General features: G+C 45.2%; 15 protein-coding genes and 3 pseudogenes. 5 read left to right on the top strand and 13 right to left on the bottom strand.

Going from position 1 to position 19,677, the window contains the following annotated elements; all coding sequences use genetic code 11:
* Positions 1 to 188: 188 nt before the first annotated feature.
* Positions 189 to 1,610, bottom strand: a complete 1,422-nt coding sequence (locus DEHRE_RS13655) for a PepSY1/2 domain-containing protein (RefSeq protein ID WP_019225013.1) — start codon at positions 1,608 to 1,610, stop codon at positions 189 to 191.
* Between the two features lie 12 nt (positions 1,611 to 1,622).
* Positions 1,623 to 2,294, bottom strand: a complete 672-nt coding sequence (sleB, locus tag DEHRE_RS13660; protein WP_026071827.1) for a spore cortex-lytic enzyme — start codon at positions 2,292 to 2,294, stop codon at positions 1,623 to 1,625.
* 345 nt (positions 2,295 to 2,639) lie between these two features.
* Between sleB and DEHRE_RS15430 the strand changes: the two are divergent.
* Positions 2,640 to 2,723: pseudogene (locus tag DEHRE_RS15430) on the top strand (hypothetical protein); the annotation flags it as partial.
* A gap of 66 nt (positions 2,724 to 2,789) precedes the next feature.
* Complete coding sequence (locus tag DEHRE_RS13665) at positions 2,790 to 5,297, top strand: heterodisulfide reductase-related iron-sulfur binding cluster (protein WP_019225015.1); 2,508 nt, start codon at positions 2,790 to 2,792, stop codon at positions 5,295 to 5,297.
* 431 nt (positions 5,298 to 5,728) lie between these two features.
* On the opposite strand, the gene DEHRE_RS13670 is transcribed toward DEHRE_RS13665, so the two are convergent.
* The 4 genes and pseudogenes from DEHRE_RS13670 to DEHRE_RS13685 all read right to left on the bottom strand — a co-directional run bounded on the left by DEHRE_RS13670 (position 5,729) and on the right by DEHRE_RS13685 (position 10,480).
* Positions 5,729 to 6,898, bottom strand: coding sequence for a pyridoxal-phosphate-dependent aminotransferase family protein (locus DEHRE_RS13670; protein ID WP_019225016.1), 1,170 nt, complete (start codon positions 6,896 to 6,898; stop codon positions 5,729 to 5,731).
* Positions 6,899 to 7,082: 184 nt separating this feature from the next.
* Positions 7,083 to 8,473 (bottom strand): annotated as a pseudogene (asnS, locus tag DEHRE_RS13675) (asparagine--tRNA ligase).
* Between the two features lie 34 nt (positions 8,474 to 8,507).
* Positions 8,508 to 9,260, bottom strand: coding sequence for a DUF2225 domain-containing protein (locus DEHRE_RS13680; RefSeq protein ID WP_019225018.1), 753 nt, complete (start codon positions 9,258 to 9,260; stop codon positions 8,508 to 8,510).
* A gap of 68 nt (positions 9,261 to 9,328) precedes the next feature.
* On the bottom strand, positions 9,329 to 10,480 hold the full coding sequence (locus DEHRE_RS13685) for a THUMP domain-containing class I SAM-dependent RNA methyltransferase (protein WP_019225019.1): 1,152 nt from the start codon (positions 10,478 to 10,480) through the stop codon (positions 9,329 to 9,331).
* A gap of 271 nt (positions 10,481 to 10,751) precedes the next feature.
* Between DEHRE_RS13685 and DEHRE_RS14550 the strand changes: the two genes are divergently transcribed.
* On the top strand, positions 10,752 to 11,147 hold the full coding sequence (locus DEHRE_RS14550; protein ID WP_019225020.1) for a response regulator: 396 nt from the start codon (positions 10,752 to 10,754) through the stop codon (positions 11,145 to 11,147).
* Positions 11,148 to 11,278: 131 nt separating this feature from the next.
* Here DEHRE_RS14550 and DEHRE_RS13695 read toward each other — a convergent pair whose 3' ends face one another.
* The 3 genes from DEHRE_RS13695 to DEHRE_RS13705 are packed head-to-tail and all read right to left on the bottom strand — an operon-like array spanning position 11,279 to position 13,269.
* Positions 11,279 to 11,956 (bottom strand): ABC-2 transporter permease, encoded by a 678-nt coding sequence (locus DEHRE_RS13695; protein WP_019225021.1) that lies wholly within the window; start codon positions 11,954 to 11,956, stop codon positions 11,279 to 11,281.
* A 2-nt stretch (positions 11,957 to 11,958) separates the two neighbouring features.
* Positions 11,959 to 12,864, bottom strand: a complete 906-nt coding sequence (locus DEHRE_RS13700) for an ABC transporter ATP-binding protein (RefSeq protein WP_019225022.1) — start codon at positions 12,862 to 12,864, stop codon at positions 11,959 to 11,961.
* An 18-nt stretch (positions 12,865 to 12,882) separates the two neighbouring features.
* Positions 12,883 to 13,269, bottom strand: coding sequence for a GntR family transcriptional regulator (locus tag DEHRE_RS13705; RefSeq protein WP_019225023.1), 387 nt, complete (start codon positions 13,267 to 13,269; stop codon positions 12,883 to 12,885).
* Between the two features lie 185 nt (positions 13,270 to 13,454).
* On the opposite strand from DEHRE_RS13705, the gene DEHRE_RS13710 reads away from it, so the two are divergent.
* Positions 13,455 to 14,006, top strand: a complete 552-nt coding sequence (locus DEHRE_RS13710; RefSeq protein ID WP_019225024.1) for a hypothetical protein — start codon at positions 13,455 to 13,457, stop codon at positions 14,004 to 14,006.
* A gap of 39 nt (positions 14,007 to 14,045) precedes the next feature.
* Here the strand turns inward: DEHRE_RS13710 and DEHRE_RS13715 are convergent.
* Positions 14,046 to 14,778 (bottom strand): annotated as a pseudogene (locus tag DEHRE_RS13715) (metallophosphoesterase).
* Between the two features lie 111 nt (positions 14,779 to 14,889).
* Here DEHRE_RS13715 and hflX point away from each other — a divergent pair.
* Positions 14,890 to 16,695, top strand: coding sequence for a GTPase HflX (gene hflX, locus DEHRE_RS13720; RefSeq protein ID WP_019225025.1), 1,806 nt, complete (start codon positions 14,890 to 14,892; stop codon positions 16,693 to 16,695).
* 52 nt (positions 16,696 to 16,747) lie between these two features.
* On the opposite strand, the gene DEHRE_RS13725 is transcribed toward hflX, so the two are convergent.
* The 3 genes from DEHRE_RS13725 to larC all read right to left on the bottom strand — a co-directional run bounded on the left by DEHRE_RS13725 (position 16,748) and on the right by larC (position 19,623).
* Positions 16,748 to 17,689, bottom strand: coding sequence for a 1,4-dihydroxy-2-naphthoate polyprenyltransferase (locus DEHRE_RS13725; protein ID WP_019225026.1), 942 nt, complete (start codon positions 17,687 to 17,689; stop codon positions 16,748 to 16,750).
* A 66-nt stretch (positions 17,690 to 17,755) separates the two neighbouring features.
* Positions 17,756 to 18,385 carry a LysE family translocator gene (locus tag DEHRE_RS13730; protein WP_019225027.1) on the bottom strand — a complete coding sequence of 210 codons (630 nt, stop codon included), beginning with the start codon at positions 18,383 to 18,385 and terminating at the stop codon, positions 17,756 to 17,758.
* 2 nt (positions 18,386 to 18,387) lie between these two features.
* Positions 18,388 to 19,623, bottom strand: a complete 1,236-nt coding sequence (gene larC, locus DEHRE_RS13735) for a nickel pincer cofactor biosynthesis protein LarC (RefSeq protein ID WP_019225028.1) — start codon at positions 19,621 to 19,623, stop codon at positions 18,388 to 18,390.
* Between the last annotated feature and the right edge of the window lie 54 nt (positions 19,624 to 19,677).

Genomic DNA, 19,677 nt, shown 5'->3' on the forward strand with positions numbered 1-19,677 from the left:
CCTTCATAGGACCGCTGGAAATGTACATAACTATAATAAATTTTAATACATTTTCAGTAAAAATACCAGCGCCCAAATAATTAAGCAGAAAAAGAAGGTCTTTCTCTGCTTAATTATTTTACATTTACCAATTATATTGGAAATGCATTTTTTTTCAATACTTATTTTGTTAATTCTTATCTTAATCCTTACTGGATTAATTTTCCGGCAGGCGTATTGACAACCCTGCTAATTTTTTCTTCCGTCCCATTCAGCGCATTGATATAAACCATATACTCCTCCCCAAATGCCGTCCCTCTGAATTCATAACAAAAGGCTTCATTTGTCCCTAATTTTGAGATCACCGCCATTTTTGTTTCGATGATCTTAAATTCTTTCTTGAGTTTTGCCTTGGCCTGCTCCAGTGTAAGCACGCGATTCAGATTTCGTTGATGATGATACGCATAGTAGGGGTTAGCGTCGAAGCCAATGATCTGACCGTTATCTGTCGCTATGGTCAGCCTGATCTTGTCAGGATACAGCAGTGTCCCGTTCTCCCGCGGAACTGCATCAACCAAAACATAGGACCCGAGATCCTCGGAAGAAGTTACGACCAGATCCCATCCTATCCTGGCCAGAGAGGCATAGGTACTATCCAAGGTTTTTTTGACATCGAGCTGGCGATCGTTTAATTCACGCTGGTCCCGGTAAAACGTGACGACACCGCCTTTTTTGCTGACCTCCAAATAGCTGTCCTTATACGTAAGATTAAATCCTCCGAGGAGGTTGTCGCTTAAACCGCTTAATTGTGGAGCCGCACCTGTCTGCCCCAAATCTTCAAGAAAACGCTTGCCAACCTCCACGGCTTTGCTTTCATTAATTTCTCCTTCCGGTAAACCAAGCGGCTTATCCACATAATGCTTGTCCAGTTCTCCCTGATATGTGAATGGAGGATATTTCTGAAGGCTGACATCAAGCTGCTTCAATCCGCCTCTGACAGAAGTTGGCGTTTGGGCAGCTGCCTGTTGATTTTGCTGATTGGTCTTTCCGCTGTTTTCATCACCCTGAGCAGCGGTCTGAATGGATTTTCCGAAACCGATTTTTTGCAGCAATCCTTTGGGTTTGTCCACCCAGGCGAGGTTCTCGGAATTAAACTGATTGTAAACTTGCTGAACTGAGCGGTTGATTTCTATCACTCTTTCATGCATTTTGTTTAATGTAGCCTGCTCCTCAGCACTCATCACGGCGGCAGCAGCCATCTTGCGAGTCATGGCCTTGCTGAAATCACCGACCTGGTTGATAAACGTGTCAACATAGCTAATCCCGACCTCGTCTGCCGGCAGCTGGCCAAGGCGGCTGACCGCACTTTCGCTTCCCTTCCAAGTTTCTCCGAGATAAAGCACCCTTTGGGCCGTGCTACCCGCAACCTTGGCTTTGGCTATACTTGTTTCCACTTCGTTTAACGACGTCACAAGATCCGTAAAAGCCCTCGAATACTGGTTTTCTGTTTCCGTCTTATACTCTTTGAGTTCCCTGAACTCATAATAACCCCAGCCCAGAGAGAAAATCAGCGCAATCCCTAACGTCAAGGACAGCCAGGAAAGCAGCCTTTTTTTTGATTCAGCGTTCATCGGTACCCCCCCCTAACGTGTAAAAATATGTTTGCCAATTTTTTTGATCTGCGGTCTTGACCAGACAAATTTATTGGTGGTCTTGTCGGGATTAAAATAATAGACCGCTCCATTGGTCGGATCAGATCCGTTCATCGCTTCCCTGGCTGCCTTAATGGCGGTTTCATCAGGTTGAAGGTTGATCTGACCGTCATCTACTGCCGAAAAGGCCTTTGGCTCGTAAATGACACCGGCGATGGTTTTCGGGAAGGAGGAACTTTTAATCCTATTCATGATACAGGCCCCGATCGCGACCTGACCAATATACGGTTCACCGCGGCCTTCCGCATAAACACACCGAGCCAGCAGCTGAAAATCGGCGTTCTTAAAACCGACCTGTTTCCCGGAAGAGGTAGTACTTTCACCTGTCAGTCTTTTTAACTCCCGAATCGTTTTGTCTCCGGCTATGCCGTCAGCTTTTAATCCTCTGCTTTTTTGAAATCTTTTGACGGCAGCCACGGTTGACTTTCCATAAATACCGTCAACTTTTCCGACCTGATACCCGAGTTGGACCAGTTTGTTCTGCAAGGCTTTGACTTCAGAACCTCTGGAACCCTTGGACAGTGTCCGGTCTCCAAGAGCAGCCTGACTGGCAGCAGAAAGAATCAGACACAGAATAAGACTTACCGTTATAATACTGAATATTTTTTTTTGTTTTTTTCATTGGAATTCTGATCCATGCTTTCACCTCACCCGAAGTTATTTCTATTGCACCGCATTTCTTTGCTGTTTTTCATGCCAGCTCCGATTCAGCTTTCTTCTTATTCTGGCTTGGTTAGCAGCGGTTTATCCGCTAAAAATCATCTGTTCTGCCAGTCCAAATTTTTACAGCCAGCTTATTAATAAATTTCTATGATTATTACAAAGAATATAAGGATATTACTTTCTCAAACTCTTATAAATATTTCTATATTTGGCTTGTTTAGAGAGGTAAATCTCTAAAAATGAAGAACATTCTGACACAGTGGGATATTACAAAAGAACCTGACGCTGGCGTTATACCCGACAAGTGCTCCTTCTTCGACGGTCGGTGGATGGCTTGCGCAGGGCGGTGCTGGAATCGGCAGTTATGAATTCGGCTACTTCCGAGACAATGTACTGTCTGCCAGAGTTGTCTTGCCAGATGGCTCTGTCAAATTCATGCAGGGTTCGGGTCTGGATCTGGTTTCGGACGTTAATGGAATCACTGGTTTAATCAGCGAGATCAGCATCCGGGTTAAAATGCTGAAACCAATGCATGTCAAAGCCATCGCTTTTGGCAATCCGGACCATCTTGCAGGATTGATGAAAGATCTGTTTTCCCGCAAAGTGCCTTTATGGTCGGTATCATTTATCAACCCAGATGCTGCGAGGTTAAAGAATAATCTGCCGCCGCATTATCATCACGGGGAGCCAGTCACGGATGAGCACAGACCGATTCTGCCCGAAAAATATATAGCGATTCTGTCTTGTACCAACGACCGTTGCGATCTTGTTCAGGCCGATGTGATGGAAATCGCCCAAAAAAACAACGGAGAATTTCTCTCCGCCGAAATCGCCCGGCATGAATGGGATGCCCGTTTTGAACCCGTCAGGGCCAAGAGGATTGCCCCTTCCCTGATTCCAAGCGAGATTATTATCCCGCTGGAAAACCTCGATAAAGTCATTCAAGAGATTACGGCCGAAGTTAAGCACCCATTTATTCTGGAGGGCTTCGCGACAAATTCCCAGGAATTTGTTCTGCTGGGTTTCATCCTGCATGATGAAAGGCAGTTTAACTTCAATCTTGCTTATGCGCTTTCTCTGTCTATTCTGAACACCGCTCAGAAATACCAGGGCAGACCGTATGCGTCCGGCTTATATTTTATCGGGTTCGTCGAAAAGATCTTAGGCAAGGACAGGGTCAAAAAACTGACCGCATTCAAAAAGCAGGTTGACCCGAATAAAATGATGAATCCGGGCAAAGTCCTGGACAACAGTTTTTTGTCCAGGGGAATTGAACTTGCAGGTACGTTTGACCCGATCCTCAAAATATTCGGTAATTTGGCCAAAACCAAAGATCCCGGTGAAGTATTCAAGGAGAGAAAAGGCATTCCAGGTGACATTGTCTGGTATGCCTACGCCTGTTCGCAATGTGGCTACTGTGTTGATCAATGTGATCAATATTACGGCCGGGGTTGGGAGTCCCAATCCCCGCGCGGCAAATGGACGTTTTTAAAACTTCTTCTGGAAGGGGAAGTCGAATTTACCCAGCGTGTTGTTGACACTTTCTTGGCCTGCACGACGTGTGAATTATGCAACAGGACCTGTCAGCTGGATTTGCCGAATGAATCTTCCTGGCTAAAACTGCGGGGGCTGCTGGTAGACGGACTCGGGTACAGGACATTTCCTCCTTTTGAAATCATGGCCAATACGATGCGCCAGCAGGGCAATATTTGGGGCGGATACGCTAAGGACAGGGATAAATGGATCATTGACGAGGTTCGGGACAGTATCCAGGAAAAAGCCGAATACGCCTTTTTTCCTGGCTGTACCTCATCCTTCGTCGAACAGGATATTGCCCAGTCTACTGCTTTGCTGTTAAAGGAAGCAGGGATCAAATATGCTTATCTCGGCAACAAAGAACAGTGCTGCGGCATACCGATGCTCGTATCCGGACGCTGGGAAGTCTTCAATGAAACAGCAGCTAAAAATATTGCCGCGATGAAACAGACCGGGGCCAAGACCGTTATTACAACCTGTCCGGCCTGCTGGCTGGTCGGGGAAATCTATTACCGCCATTGGGCCAAAGACAACAATATTGAATATGATCTGCATGCCAAACATTATGCGGATGTTTTGGCCGAAAAGATTGAAGCGGGAGAGTTTAAGCTTGCCAAAGAACTTAACCTTCAGGCAACCTACCATGATCCTTGTCATATGGGACGGGCCGGAGCCAGGTTTGAAGGTCCACGTACGCTGATCAACGCAATCCCCGGCTCAAACTTCAGGGAAATGCGTTTTCACCATTATGATGCGCACTGCTGCGGCGCCGTGATCTCCCTAGTGGCTGATCCGAAGGTCGCCTCTGAGATTGGTGCTTCCCGGATTGAGGAAGCGATAGAGTGCGGTGCAGATACGATTATTACCGCCTGTCCCTGCTGCAGGGTCCAGTTAAAAATCTCGGCCAAGGGTAATCATCTGCCAATTAAGATCCGCGATTTATCTACGCTGGCAGCCGAAAGCCTTGGCTATGACATTCCGTGCTCAGATCCGGTCATCGATGAGAAGTGGGCTGTCTTTGACGGGATGATCCGAATGATGACCCCCTGGGGAATGGCCGATATGATGGCCGGTCTAATTCCGGAGATGATTGAAGCCATGCCGGACACATACAGGAACATGATGAAAATGGTGATGAACGCGCCGGAAGTGTTCAAAGAGCCGATGATCTCCATGATGAAAAGCGTGATACCTTCCTTATTCCCCGGATTGCTCCCGGGCATCATGGATAAAGTTATGCCGCGAATGCTTGAGAAAGTAAGCGAAGCCATCCCGATGCCGGAGTACCTCGAAGAACAGATGCCAAACCTGATGCCCAAAACGATGGAGGTACTCATGCCTAAAATGCTAGACGAGATCATCCCGTACTTCATGCCGAAAATGGCGGATTATTTGAGAGGGAAATAAAGCCTAGGTAACCTTAATCCAAGAAAAAGCGGACTGTCTTGTAACTTGTCTCTGAGGGACGTCTCAAATCATTTAAGACGTCTTTTTCTTATTCTTATTCTTAGGCAATGTAGCCTTACACAGATATTCCGCTCGCACGTTTTCGTGGCTACTCGCTCAAATCCTTGCTAACATGCTAGAACCACTGGGTTTTTCAGCATGTGAACCATTAGCATGTCTTGCCGCTGCGGTTTGGGGCATTCAGTAGAATAAACAGCCGAAAAGCGGATGGCACCATGTCGTCAACCTTAGCTTAGCTCAAAAAAAAATGCTGATAACAGTCAAAAACTATTATCAGCATCATATCGGTTTAGAGTTACTCTTGTTTAGGGGTTCACCCGAACCTTTTTACATAGAGCCTCAAATCTCTTACTTTTGAGCAATTTAGTGGTTTATTTATTATTCTCAGTAAAAACGTCCTTGAACACCTGGACGGCTTTCGCGCTGTCCACCGGGAATCCCATTTCTCCGAGTGTTTCACCAATGATTTCGAGCGCTTTGCAGAAAATATCATTCGTGGTGTTCCCCATATGTCCCAATCTGAAGCCTTTTCCGGCTAGAGAAGCGAGTAATCCGGCTACGATCAGCCCTTTCTTCGCGAGTACGGCTCTGAATTCGGCATCGTTGACTCCTTCTGGATAAAGAATGCAGCTTAAAGTCGGAGCAGCGACTTCTTCCGCAGCAAAAATATTCATGCCCATGGATCTGACCGCCGCACGGATTGCTTTGCCAATCGCTGCATGCCGACGATAACGCGCTGCCGTTCCTTCTGCCGCAATGATTTTCATAGCTTCTGCATAGCCATAGATCATATTGATCGGGTGGGTCGCAAAATATTTCTGGGGCTCTTTCATGACCGGGCTCCAGTTGTTGATATCCATATAGTAACTGTTGACACCATCCATTTTCGCTCTGGATTCTAGGGCTTTCGGTCCAAAGGCCACAATCGCAAGTCCAGGAGGAACCCCGATCGCTTTCTGAGATGCGGTCAAAACAACGTCAATCTTATAATCGTCAGTACCATAGGCTTTGCCCATATCTTCTTCAAGTCCGCCGGAAGCACATACACCGTCTAAAATAAAGAGCGCGCCATACTTTTTGACTGTCGGAACAACTTTGTCCAGATTAGCAGCTACTCCCGTTGATGTATCCGCGTGGGTTACCGTAACAGCTTTATATCCGCCTTGCTGCAGCTTTTCTTCGATCTGACTCGGTTCAATTTGTTTGCCCCACTCAGCAGCCAGTACTTCAGCTTCAATCCCTAAAGCTTTCGCAACTCCGATAAAGCGGTCTCCAAAATAGCCATGGCTTACGATGAGCAGCTTCTCACCGCGGGCAACCGTATTGGCCAGTGCCATTTCCATGGCTAGTGTTCCGGATCCGGCGATAACAAAAACTTCGCCATCCGTATTGAACATTTTTCTGGTCTGAGCGAGAGCTTCGCTGAAAATACCTGCAAAACGCATATCCGTATGGGACATTGTTTCCCGGGAAAGCGCCTCATAAATTTCGTCGACTACAGGTGTCGGGCCGGGAATTAAGAGCATTTCTTTATTGGGCATTGGGAATTTCCTCCTTGAAAATAGAACATTAAAAAAATTGTACTCCAATTAGGGATTATATCATTAATTTAGTCTCTACGGCTAATTCTGTCAGAATATTTTCCATTAATGCCGCAATAATTATTATTTTAGGACTAGTAAATCTGTATGTCTCATTTGGATAAATATTTAAAAATAATTTTTGCTAGAAATCTGCGGACTTTACGGTTCTCGGGAACGGGATGACATCACGGATATTGGAAATCCCGCTTAAATACATGATCAGGCGCTCAAAGCCGAGGCCGAAGCCTGCATGTTTTACCCCGCCATATTTTCTGAGTTCAAGGTACCAGCCATAATGCTCCGCACTCATTCCAAGCTGAGCAATTCGTTTTGTCAGCAAATCTGTTCTTTCTTCTCTCTGACTGCCGCCAATGATTTCACCGACACCCGGAACAAGCAGGTCCATCGCAGCCACCGTCTGCTGATCATCGTTTTGCCTCATGTAAAAAGCCTTAATCTCCTTGGGGTAATCTGTAATGAAAAGTGGTTTTCCAAATACCTTTTCGGTTAAAAAACGTTCGTGCTCAGTTTGGAGGTCTAATCCCCATTCCACAGGATAAGCAAAATCCGTATTGGCTTTCTTTAAAATCTCGATGGCGTCGCTGTAGGACAGACGGCCAAATTCCGAATCTAAAACATTGTTCAGCCGGGCCAGCAGTTCTTTATCGATAAACTTACTAAAAAACGCCATTTCGTCCGGGCAGTGTTCCAGCGCATAAGCAATCAGATACTTCATCATTTCCTCGGCGAGATTTTGGATATCGTTTAACTCTGCAAAGGCAATTTCCGGCTCAATCATCCAAAATTCGGCTGCATGCCTGGCCGTATTGGAGTTTTCTGCCCTGAAAGTCGGTCCAAATGTGTAGACATCTTTAAACGCAAGGCAAAAACTTTCGGCATTCAGCTGTCCGCTTACCGTAAGATTTGTCTCCTTACCAAAAAATCCTGACGGTAATCCACTACTCCCCGGTCATCACGCGGCAGATGATCAAGCTTGAGTGTGGATATCCGAAACATTTCTCCCGCTCCCTCGGCATCACTTCCCGTGATGATTGGCGTATGCACATAGACAAAGCCTTTATCCTGAAAAAACTGATGAACGGCCATTGAAATGACAGACCTGAGTCTGAATACAGCCGAGAATGTATTGGTCCGGGGACGGAGGTGCGCAATCGTTCTAAGAAATTCCAGACTATGCTTTTTCTTCTGCAGCGGATAATCAGCCGGACAGGCATTTTCGATTTGGATCTTCTCGGCTTTTAGCTCAAAAGCCTGGTTTGTCCCCGGAGAGGAAACCAGTACCCCTTCCGCAGTTATGGCGGAACCGGCTCCGAGTCGGCTGACTTCTGAAAAATTTAGCAGATCCTGACCATAGACGATTTGTAGGTTTCTGAAGCAACTGCCGTCATTGAATTCGATAAAACCAAATTCTTTGGATGCTCTGACCGTCCTTACCCAGCCTGAGATTTGCAGACGCTCCCCAATCTTTGCCTCTGTTGCCTCATAAATTTGCTTTACAGCTATACTGTTCATGATTAACTCCTGTTATAATTGATACACCCTTCAGTTATTCTGATTTTACGTTTGGCTGTATTTGCTGTTTGTTCTTGCTCTCTCGATATTCCTGGACAGCTTCGCTCCACTGATTTCTGGCCATATTGACATATTTCATGTACCGGCTTTTGTCAGGATGTTCACTGACTGTAGAAAAATATTTGACAGCTTCATTGTATTTTCCTAGTCTGCGGTTCAATTCACCGATCAAATATAAAATCTGGATTTCCGGAGTCAATTCCGGATTGAAATCCGTATAAAGAAAAGATTGTTCATATTCGGTACAGGCCAGGTTCATAAATCTCATCTCTTCTTCAGCAATTCCGGCTCCGCGGTAAATCCACGCCAGGCGGTGACAGATCCTTGCCAGCACAACATGTTTTTCTTTAATCAGCTGGGCAAAGTAGATCGCTAGCTTAAACGTTCTGACTGCCATCTGATAATCCCGCTCTCCGCAGAAGTCTTTACTGTGATCCATCTTGCCGGAGATCTCCTCGAGGGTTTTTTTGCGAACATTTTGTGCCATGATTTTGGAAAAATCCTCTGTGAAAGAAAAACCACAATGAGGGCAGACCATGACATAGTAGAATAACGGACTATTGTCATCTTGCTCAAATATCTGACCAAAATCGCTGTCGACCTTGCGCGGCTTAATGAACCTTGACCGGATTTTCTTGGTCACGAATTCCTGACCGCATAAAAGGCATTCGACCTTTTTGTCGTAGAGAGGCTCGAGCTTTTCAGTTATATCCTTTTTATCCATCATAATCCTTATATTTCCTTCTCATCTTTAAAATTATCCTATCCATATTTTATTCTTTTTTTAGAAATAATCTATAGGTTATTTTTCGCGTCTTTTGGAGGTTTGGGCCCAAAAAACTGATAATAATGGCACTCAATTCTTCCATTATATAATTTCCGGCTTTTATCCCACCTTTTTTTAATGAACCTTTCTGGTTTTGGCAGCGAAGTGAGCATATGCAGGGACCAATCTTCGAGTCTCTCCAGAACCTCGCCAAGTTCCCGATAAGCAGTTTCAGCTTCTTCTGCTGTTCCAAGCCTTTGCCCGTATGGAGGATTCGTAATGATACAGCCATATTTAAATCTGGAGCGGACTTCTTTGACCGACAGCCTTTGAAAAAATATTTTTCCTTCCAGACCTGCTTCTCTGGTGTGTTCCCTGGCTAAGCGTAAAGCAGCTGGATCAATATCCGAACCATAGATTGCAAGTTCCTCATTTCTTTGCCAGAGATCTTCTGCTTCTTCTCTTGCTTTTCGCCAATGTTTTTCCGCAATGTTCGTCCATCGCTCAGCCGAAAATGCCCTGGCCAGACCAGGTGCCCGGTTCTGCCCGATAAAAGCCGCTTCAATCGGAATCGTTCCTGTTCCGCAAAAAGGATCCAGAAGAACACGGTCGGGGTTCCAGTAGCTAAGATAGGCCATTGCGGCAGCAAGTGTTTCTTTTAATGGAGCCTCCCCGGCCATTTGCCTATAGCCACGTTTGTTTAATCCCTTACCGGAAGTATCGATGGTCAGCGTAACAGTATCTTTCAGAATAGAGACCTGTACGGCATAGAGGGCTCCTGTCTCTTCAAACCAGCTGACGCCATAGGTATCCTTCAGTCTCTCCACAATCGCTTTCTTAACGATCGCCTGGCAGTCTGGAACACTATGCAGCTGAGATTTAACCGATTTTCCGGTCACCGGAAAACAGGCGTCCACCGGCAACCATTCCTCCCAGGGCAATGCTTTCGTTTGCTGGAATAATTCCTCAAAGCTCCGGGCTTCAAACTCACCCATCTTCAAACTGATACGGTCCGCACACCTCAGCCACAGATTGGCCCGGCAAATCCCTTCTTCATTTGTTGTCCATGATATCTTACCGTTCTGAACCTCTGTATTTTCATACCCCAGATTTTTAAGTTCCCGCGCAACGACAGCTTCAAGCCCAAATGCCGTTACTGCGACCAGTTCAACCCTTGCCATGCAAACACTCCAGTAAAGCTAAATTTTACGCATAATCTACACATCAAAAAAATTACAATATTTACTAACTTTTTTACGATAAATGACATTTCTTTCTGTAACCAAAATAAATGACAGGCTTTAAAACCATTGGAAATAAACGATTTTCTTCTAAAAAACAGTCAAATTATTTTTTTTCGGCCTTTGACAGGCATCAACATTTTTCTTCCTTATTGTAGTGTATACTGATAAAGGTTGCAAAATAAGAAAATTTTAGAAGGAGGAACGACAGTTGAGGCCTGTTGTAATGGTCATCGACGACGACACAAGTATAGCCAATCTTCTGTCAACAATGCTAATTAGCAACGGCTATACTCCAATTATCGCGTCAAATGGATATTCAGCTCTTACTATGCTGAAGAGCTGCCCTCACCCAACCTTGATTCTCACAGACTATTCCATGCCTATACTTAATGGCTGCGAATTTATTGAGAAGGTTTCAGTTCAAAAAAATCTGAAAGATATCCCGGTAATTATGATTTCCGGTTCAGATATTGAAGAAAGGAAGCTGCCGAAAACCACAAATTTCAAGGGGATTATCCAGAAACCGTTTAAAATCAATACGGTTCTTGACGTTATCAAGCATCACGCAATCAATCATTGCGATTCTTCACTCTATCCTGCTTAAATTCCAAACAGAGTTTGCACATTCATTGATATATCGGAAAAGGTATCAAGTCAATAATAACCATAATACGCAAAAAAGGCAAAATTAATGCCTTTTTTCTTTATCTTTAAGCAGCTGCTGTCTCAGCAGTGTTAAAAGTCTTTGTTTTTATAGATTCGGACAGAAACCTTGAACGAAAGTACCAACAGAACCATCCCAACAACAAGCATCATAAGGTAAATGACCGGACCGGCATACCCATTCAGTACCGCAGTAAGCTGCTCCAATCCCTGATTTGTGGTTTCCAATTCACCGGCAGGTATTTTTATCAACTGACCCATCGCGCCAATAAGCCCAAAAATAACAAACATAGAGATGAAATTGGCCCACCTGGAACGCATATAACCTAAACGGTAATAGAGCGGCAGGTAAATCGAAATATATATGCTCAGCAGCAGCACGACAATTCCAAGAAAACTTACAATGGCCTGGATACTGCCCGTCAGGCCGGGGAAATTAAATAGATAAAGAATCATACTTTCCGGAATGATGATAACCATGATAATCAGCGCATAGACAATTGCAGACAGATATTTGGCTAGAACAATTTCTTTTCTGTTAATCGGAAGACTGTTGATCATAATTTCCCCATTATACTTAAAATCATAACTATTTGCATAAATCAGCATGAAATATACACCTAACAAAAGTTGCACTCCCGCTATTCCCGGGCTTCTGTACATCGTGCCCGAGATCGAGATACACAAGAAGATAATAATGAAAATATTGCTTTTTTGGACCATTAAATCTTTTAGTATGATCCGCCACACTTTTACCTTACCCCCATTCTTGTTCTGTTAACTAGGTAAATCATAATTTCATCCAGCGTGGGCCTCTCGACAATCATCTTTTCTTTCAGTGCTGGCGAGATAACCTCTAAATCAGCTGTCAGCCCTTCAAAGCCGACACTACTTTTGCGCAGACCGATGAATTGTTTTTCCAGGGAGGAATCCAGCAGGTAATTGGGGCCTTTAACCAGAGAAAATCGCTCCAGAACCTGATCTTTTTCATTTGTAAATACAACGCTGCCCTGATTAATAAACGTTATATAATCTGCAATCCTCTCCAAATCTGAAGTAATATGCGTAGAAAAGAGTATGGCTTTATTTTCATCCTGCATCAGAAAGTAAAGAATTTCGAGCAATTCGTTTCTGAACACGGGATCCAGACCGGATGTCGGTTCATCCAGGATGATCAGCTCCGCCTGATGAGAAAGCGCCATGGCCAAAGAAAACTTTGTTTTCATTCCTTTGGACAACTTGTCAATTTTCTGTTTTGGGTTTAAGTCAAATTCTTTCAGGTACTTTTGAAATAAATGTTCATCCCAGTATTGATACATCGGTGCCACAATCTTTTTCATTTGCTCGATCGTCAATACGCCATAATAATGATTTTCATCGTAAACAAATCCGATTTTGTTTTTGATTTCTTTTTCACCTTTTACATGATCCAGACCAAATACTTTGATCTCCCCCCTATCTTTTTTCAGGAGATTCATGATCAGTTTAATCGTTGTGGTCTTGCCTGAGCCATTTGGCCCGATAAGCCCCATTACATAACCTTTTTCCAAACTGAATGTAACATCTGAAAGCTCAAACTCCGAAAAATATTTCCCTAATCCCTGGATTTCCAGGATCAGACTGCTGCTGTTCCTTCTGACAGGGTCTGTTTCGTTCACTTTATTATCCTCCTTATCTTACTTTGCCGGGGTCATATCGTCATAGACGTTCTTTAATATTTCTGTGATTTCAGCAAGGCTTAAATTCAGAAGCCTGCTTTCCTTGACAACGTCTTTCAACATTTCTTCAATTTGTTTTCGTTTATTTTTGATCCTTGCCTCACAGTTTTGCAGAGCAACAAAAGACCCTTTTCCCGGAACAGAGTAAATAAACTTCTCCCGTTCCAATTCCTCATAGACTCTTTTGGTTGTAATGACACTGATACGCAAATCCTTCCCAAGCTGCCTGATCGAAGGAAGCATTTCCCCCTCGGTCAGATCTCCCGCCAGGATCAATGTTTTGATCTGATTGATGATTTGCTGATAGATCGGTTCTCCGCTCATGTGTGAAATAATGATATTCATGCATCATCCTCATTTATTTAAAGCTAAACCCGGACAAGAGAGAGCATACTGTATATATATAATATATACAGTATGCTCTCTCTTGTCAACGATTCTTTATTGTCCGTTTCTTTCATAAAATTTAATAACCGTTTCAAAAGGCACTAATAAAAAGATATGTAAGACTATGTCGGAAAGGAGTAGCTATGCAGATAAAAACATTATTAAAGACCGCATGCGCCGTGGTTGTTGCCTTGCTAATCCAATATCTATATCTGGAAGGACCGGCAATTGCATCCTTCCAAAACGACCGGACGTATGAATATCAGGTGGATAATTATGCAGTCAAAGCACAATTTCCAGCTACAACTGAAGTGCATTTGACTCCCGACAAAGGAGAGGAAATGCGTCTGAACATCTATTTTACGGACAGTAAACTCAGCTTCAGGGGATATCTCCAGATCTGGCGGGCAGCCGACCTTGAGCATTTCCTTCAAGACAGCAAAGCCAGAAGTACTTATAACTTTATAAGTTATGTTCTAAAACGTACGTCCTTAAATCATTGGAACGGATTTGAAGAAAGCTGGTCAGCTGATTTTGGCGAAAATGTTATAAGCTCGCAGGAATACTGGCTGGAATTGAACGACAACAACGAAGTTGTCAGAATCTCCTTTTTTACCGATCAGGCTTTTTTCCCGGACAGCACGAGCAGCGCCATTCGTTCGATCCTGGATTCTATATCTGTCAAAAATCACTGATTTGTTTACTGCTCATCTTGTTAACTCACTCGTACCACGTCAACTCACTAGTTTCACCAGCACAATTTCTGGTCTGCTGCAGAACCTGAATGGGAAATGGGTACTTTCCCCTAAGCCGCAATTGATGATCATACTTGTGTTTTTATACCGAAACTCTCCATAATCATACTTTGGAAACAACGCTTGTCCCGGAACATAAATAGCCCCGAGCAGCGGGCAGCCTAATTTCTCCACCGTGCGTATGCCCGACAAGCACCAATTCTATGTCATCCCCGGCTGCTTTCGTTAAAATATCAGGAGCATGAGCCAGCAGTATTTTCGGGGCCTGATCGGATATCCGGCCTGTGGCCTTACTTAAGTCATCCCTGTGCGTATACGGATCATTGACCCCGACGATCCAGATATGGGAATTTCCGATGCTGTACGTATACGCCTCGTTTTGAAGAACATGCACTCCCTCATTAATCAGAGGCTCCTGGATATGAAAATGATACCGCCATTCGTGATTGCCCGACACAAAGAAAATCGGTTTGGGACGAAGCCCTTGAATCAATTCCCGGCCATATCTTTTGCTATGCAAATCCGTCAGATGCAGAATTGTGAATCCCTCAAATTCTTTGGGTAAGTTGGCAATCGAAACGCGGTACTTGGTTACAGCAACTGAATGCCGCTCATAATATAGAAAAAAGGTGGTTCCGATTATCCCGATTCCACCTGCAATGAACTGACGGCGAGTCAAATGATATTTACACAGAAGATGACCTCCCTCCACCCCGGCCGTTTCTCTGATCTTTTAGGGAATGACTGGATTCAGTGATATAATACTGTTATTATACATGATCAATGTCTTCTTTCCTAATCTTACCACAGGGAGGAATTGCCTTTGCTACAGGTTAACGGTGAAATAGAAGGTATAAAAAACAGTATTCTTGAAAAATTAAACAGTTTCTATACTTACCAAATCCCTAGAGACCATTTGTGGACACAGGAACTCATTGAACAACTTGCCGAAATCTCTTCGCAGGTGAACAAGGAAATTGCCGTGTATGCCGACCGCAAAGGCCGGATCACCGATGTCAGCATAGGAAATCACAGTACCGTGAAGCTGGCTGAAGTGGAGCAGAAACGCAGCCTGCAGCGCCTTTCAGGCACCCGTTGTATTCACACCCATCCGAAGAGCAGCGGTTTATTATCTTCCATGGACATCAGTTCTCTAAAGCAGTTGAATCTCGATGCAATGATCGCCATCGGGATCCGGAATAACCGGGCTGAAGATCTTTATGTTGGCATTCTGTCACCCACGAACATTGAGGAGGTCAATATTTTCGGACCCCTTGCGGCTGATATAGATGACTTTGCGTTGCTCTTTCAAAATATCGAAGATGCCGACAATGTACTCAGGAAATTGCCTGCAGAAAAAGCCAAAACAAGTGAACGTACCATACTGGTTGGACTGCAGACACGGTACAGCAGAGACCTATACGGAATCAGTGAAGCGGAAGTCTCGTTTGCTGAACTCGAAGAACTGGCCAAAACAGCCGACGCCTTGATTGTTGGCCATTTAATGCAAAAAAAAGAAACCCGCGATTCCTCAACGATCATCGGCCCGGGCAAGCTCGAGGAACTTCAGCAAATGATTCAGACACGCCAGGCTGATCTGGTTATCTTCGACGAAGAATTAACCGGCACCCAGCAGCGCATCCTGGAAGAAAAGCTGGGGTTGAAAGTTCTGTCCCGTACAGGCCTGATTCTGGATATATTCGCCCAGCATGCCCGTTCCAGGGAAGGAATCCTGCAAGTAGAGCTAGCCCAGCTCGAATATAGACTTCCCCGCCTGACAGGAACCGGGGTGGCGCTTTCCCGTCTGGGAGGCGGCATCGGAACAAGGGGACCGGGTGAAACAAAACTGGAAACCGACCGTCGTCATATTCGCTCCCGGATCGCTCATCTGAGAGAACGCCTTGACGACATCCGTAGACAACGCGGCATTCTCCGCGGAAACCGCCAAAAAAACAATATCCCGGTTCTGTCCATTGTCGGTTATACCAATGCCGGGAAATCTACCCTTTTAAATGCGTTGTGCGGCTCGGATGTCTTGGCCGAGGACAAACTGTTTGCTACGCTTGATCCGACAACCCGCAAGCTTCCCTTAAATAACGGCAGTACGGTCCTGCTTTCCGATACGGTAGGCTTTATTCGAAGACTTCCGCCTAATTTGCTCGATGCCTTTAAATCAACCCTGGAGGAAGTCGTATTATCCGACCAGATTTTGATTGTGGCTGATGCTGCTGATCCTCAGGTCGAAGACCACATCCGGATTGTCGATGAAATCCTGGCAGAACTTGGTGCAGGCAGTAAACCGACCCTGATTGTCCTCAACAAAGTTGACCGTTTGCATCCGGACAACCGGATCAGCTTGTGGCGCGAAACTCGGCCTGTTGTAGAAATTTCTGCTTTGCAGAGGAGCGGGTTGGAAGAACTGAAGCAGGCCATCGAGAAAGAACTGTTCAGTGACCTCATTCGGGTTAGTCTGGAAATTTCTGTTTCCGATGGAGCCGCATTGGCCTGGCTATATGCGAATACGAAAGTTCTTGAAGTCGTCTATGACGAACAAGTTACCCACGTCGAAGCGGAACTCGCCGCTTCCTTACTGAGCACTGTGGAGAGGTATAGAGTCTCTGCTCCATGATAGCACTGTTATGCCTCTGAACCAGTACCACTGCCTTTCGCTTTTCGTTCTATTACAGTTGACTTACGCCTACTTCAATTAACAAACCAATGGTAAGCAAAATCCCAAAAAGTGTATTGGTCTGAGCCACACTTTTCATTCCCGGCATCATTTCAGCCGGGAATTTTTTATTGCGGAATCCGTTCAAGGCCTGAAGAGCATTCGGAATACTCAGCAGGACCAATAGTGCCCAGACAGGCAGAACACCTGCCAGGGTAAGTACCACTACCCAAAGATTGGCCACCAGGAACATTCCCGCCATGAATTGTACAGCTCTGCGGTGTCCCAACAGAATGGCGAGTGTATGACGCCCGTTCAGCTGATCCCCTTCCCGGTCTCGTATGTTGTTGGACATCATGATTGCTCCGATTAGAATCAGATTCGGAACAGAAATTAAAAAGACGTCCCAGTTAATGCTGCCGGTCTGAACAAAATAGGCAATCAAAATAATTCCTGATCCCATAAAGAGCCCGGCCAGCAATTCTCCAAAAGGAGTATAGGCAATCGGGTAAGGCCCACCTGTGTACAAATAACCGACAGCCATACAGCCCAAGCCAATCAGGGCCAGCCACCAACTGCTGCTACTGCAGATGTAAATACCCAGCAGTGATGCAATTAGCAAACAAACCAAAGCCAGACTCAGAACTGTCCCTGCTTTTATTCCGTCCCTGGTTATCGCACCGGCGATGCCAACGGATTCCGCTGTATCCAGTCCCCGGATAAAATCGTAATACTCATTAAACATATTCGTGGCTGCCTGGATTAAGATTGAAGCAATCAGCATTGCCGCTACCAGTCCCCAGTTTAAGCCGTTTCTAATCTGCCAAGCCAGTACCGAACCAATCAGAACCGGTATGAATGAGGCCGTAAGGGTGTGCGGACGAAACAGCCGCCATAAAACCTCCCTGCGGTTTGATTGCATCTTGGCCCCCGAAGAGGATGATTTCGTTTCCATTATGATTGCTCCTTTGATTTAGTCTATGATTATTCAGTTCCTCATCATTCATTCGAAGTTCGTGTTTTATCTTGTGCTGGTCAGAAGCTTAAAGCCGAGTGCTCCGAAGATGGTTGCCGAGACAATATTCATAACCTTGGAAAACCCGGGCTTCTTTAAAATCCAATTTCCTAGAGAGCCGGCCGAGTAACCGATAAATCCAAAAATCAGCGCAACAAGCCCCATAAAGATAAGCCCTAAGAATATCATCTGCAAAGGAACGCTGCCAAATTCAGAATTGACAAACTGCGGCAGGAATGCCAGGAAAAAAAGGGCAACTTTCGGATTGAAAACATTCATATAGAAACCTCGCAGCAGCAGGCCGCGGTGATGGGGCCCTTGTTTGTCAACACCGGCAGTCAGTGGGTCATTCCGATGTTTGATCGCTTTATATGCCAAATAAAAAAGATAAAGTACCCCGCAGGTTTTAAACAGAACAAAGGCGACTTCTGACGTCTTGAATATGACAGATAGCCCCAGCGCCGCGGCCAACGTATGAACCGAATTGCCCAACGTCAGCCCGATTGAAGTAAAAATACCTGCCTTCTTTCCCTTGGCTATACCCTGGGTTATCAAAAATACAATGTCCGGACCGGGTGCCAGGATCAGTACAATGGACGAGGTAATAAACAGCAGGACCGCAGATAATGAAAACACGTTCAGTTCTTCCTCTCTTGATCTAAAGTTCCGGATCGATTGCCTTTGGGCAGCAGCCTGTAAACTTCGGCATAGATTTCGCTTAAGGGAAGGTTATGCTCCCTGGCAAGTCTTTTACAGTCTTCATATTCAGGTTTCGATTTGATTCTTTCCGCATCCAAATAAGAACATTTTACATTGACCGGACCGTACCGGGTCTGCACCAGCATATTCTCCCGGCAGAGCATCGTTTTTTCAACCGGATAACTGCGCAAGCCAATCGCCGATGTTTCCCGCAAAATAACTTCCCCGACAGCTGAAATCCCTTCCTTATTGACTAAGGCGCTTAATTTTGACCCCGGCCGCCCCTTCTTCATGATCACCGGGGTTTTAAAGACGTCCAGGGCTCCAACAGCAACCATCTTTTCTTCAATATATTCATAGAATTCCGGATTCATATCATCAATATTCGTTTCCAGCATCCACTGTCTTTCCTGCTGTCTGAATCCGGGAGCAGTCTTTTCCGCTCTCTCCCCAAGATATACCCGTAGAATATTGGGTATTTCCAAATCCCGCCGGCCAATCCCATAACCGGTCCGGTGAATGATCAGATCCGCATTGTCCGTATATTCTTGAACATTCGCAGCCAGAATAGCCGCTCCTGTAGGCGTCGTCGTCTCAAAAGGCACGATTCCGGTCTTTACCGGGACGCCCTGGAGCAGCTCTGTTACGGCCGGTGCAGGAACCGGAAGCAGGCCATGCTTACAGCGCACAAATCCACCACCAAGTTCCACTTTGGAAGCGATGATCCTGTCAGCTTGCAAGTATTCCAGGCAAACAGCCGACCCGACAATATCCAGAATCGCATCCACGGCCCCGACCTCATGAAAATGGACTTGATCGGCCTTTATTCCATGGACCCTTGCTTCCGCATCCGCCAGAATGGCAAATGTCCGGATGCTTCTGTCTTTCACAGCTGCTGATAAATCACTTTCCCTGATCATTTTAGTGATATCAGCCAACGTTCTCGCCTGCTGGCCGGAATGGTGGCTCACGGGGTCTCCAACCGTTATCTCTACGCGTGTGCCTTCAATTCCATGTTTGCTTTCAGAACAGATGTTCATTGTATATTGCTCATTGATTTGAAGTTTAGCCAGCTCAGCGAGCAGATGATCCTCTGGGACGCCAAGATCGAGCATCGCTCCGAGATTCATATCTCCACTTATGCCGCTGAAACAGTCATAATAGATAACTTTCATCAGCCACCTCTTTTTACAGTTGCCACTACATTCATTCCCAAAAAATCCACCGCC

Source organism: Dehalobacter restrictus DSM 9455 (genome assembly GCF_000512895.1).
In the GTDB taxonomy this organism is placed as follows: domain Bacteria; phylum Bacillota; class Desulfitobacteriia; order Desulfitobacteriales; family Syntrophobotulaceae; genus Dehalobacter; species Dehalobacter restrictus.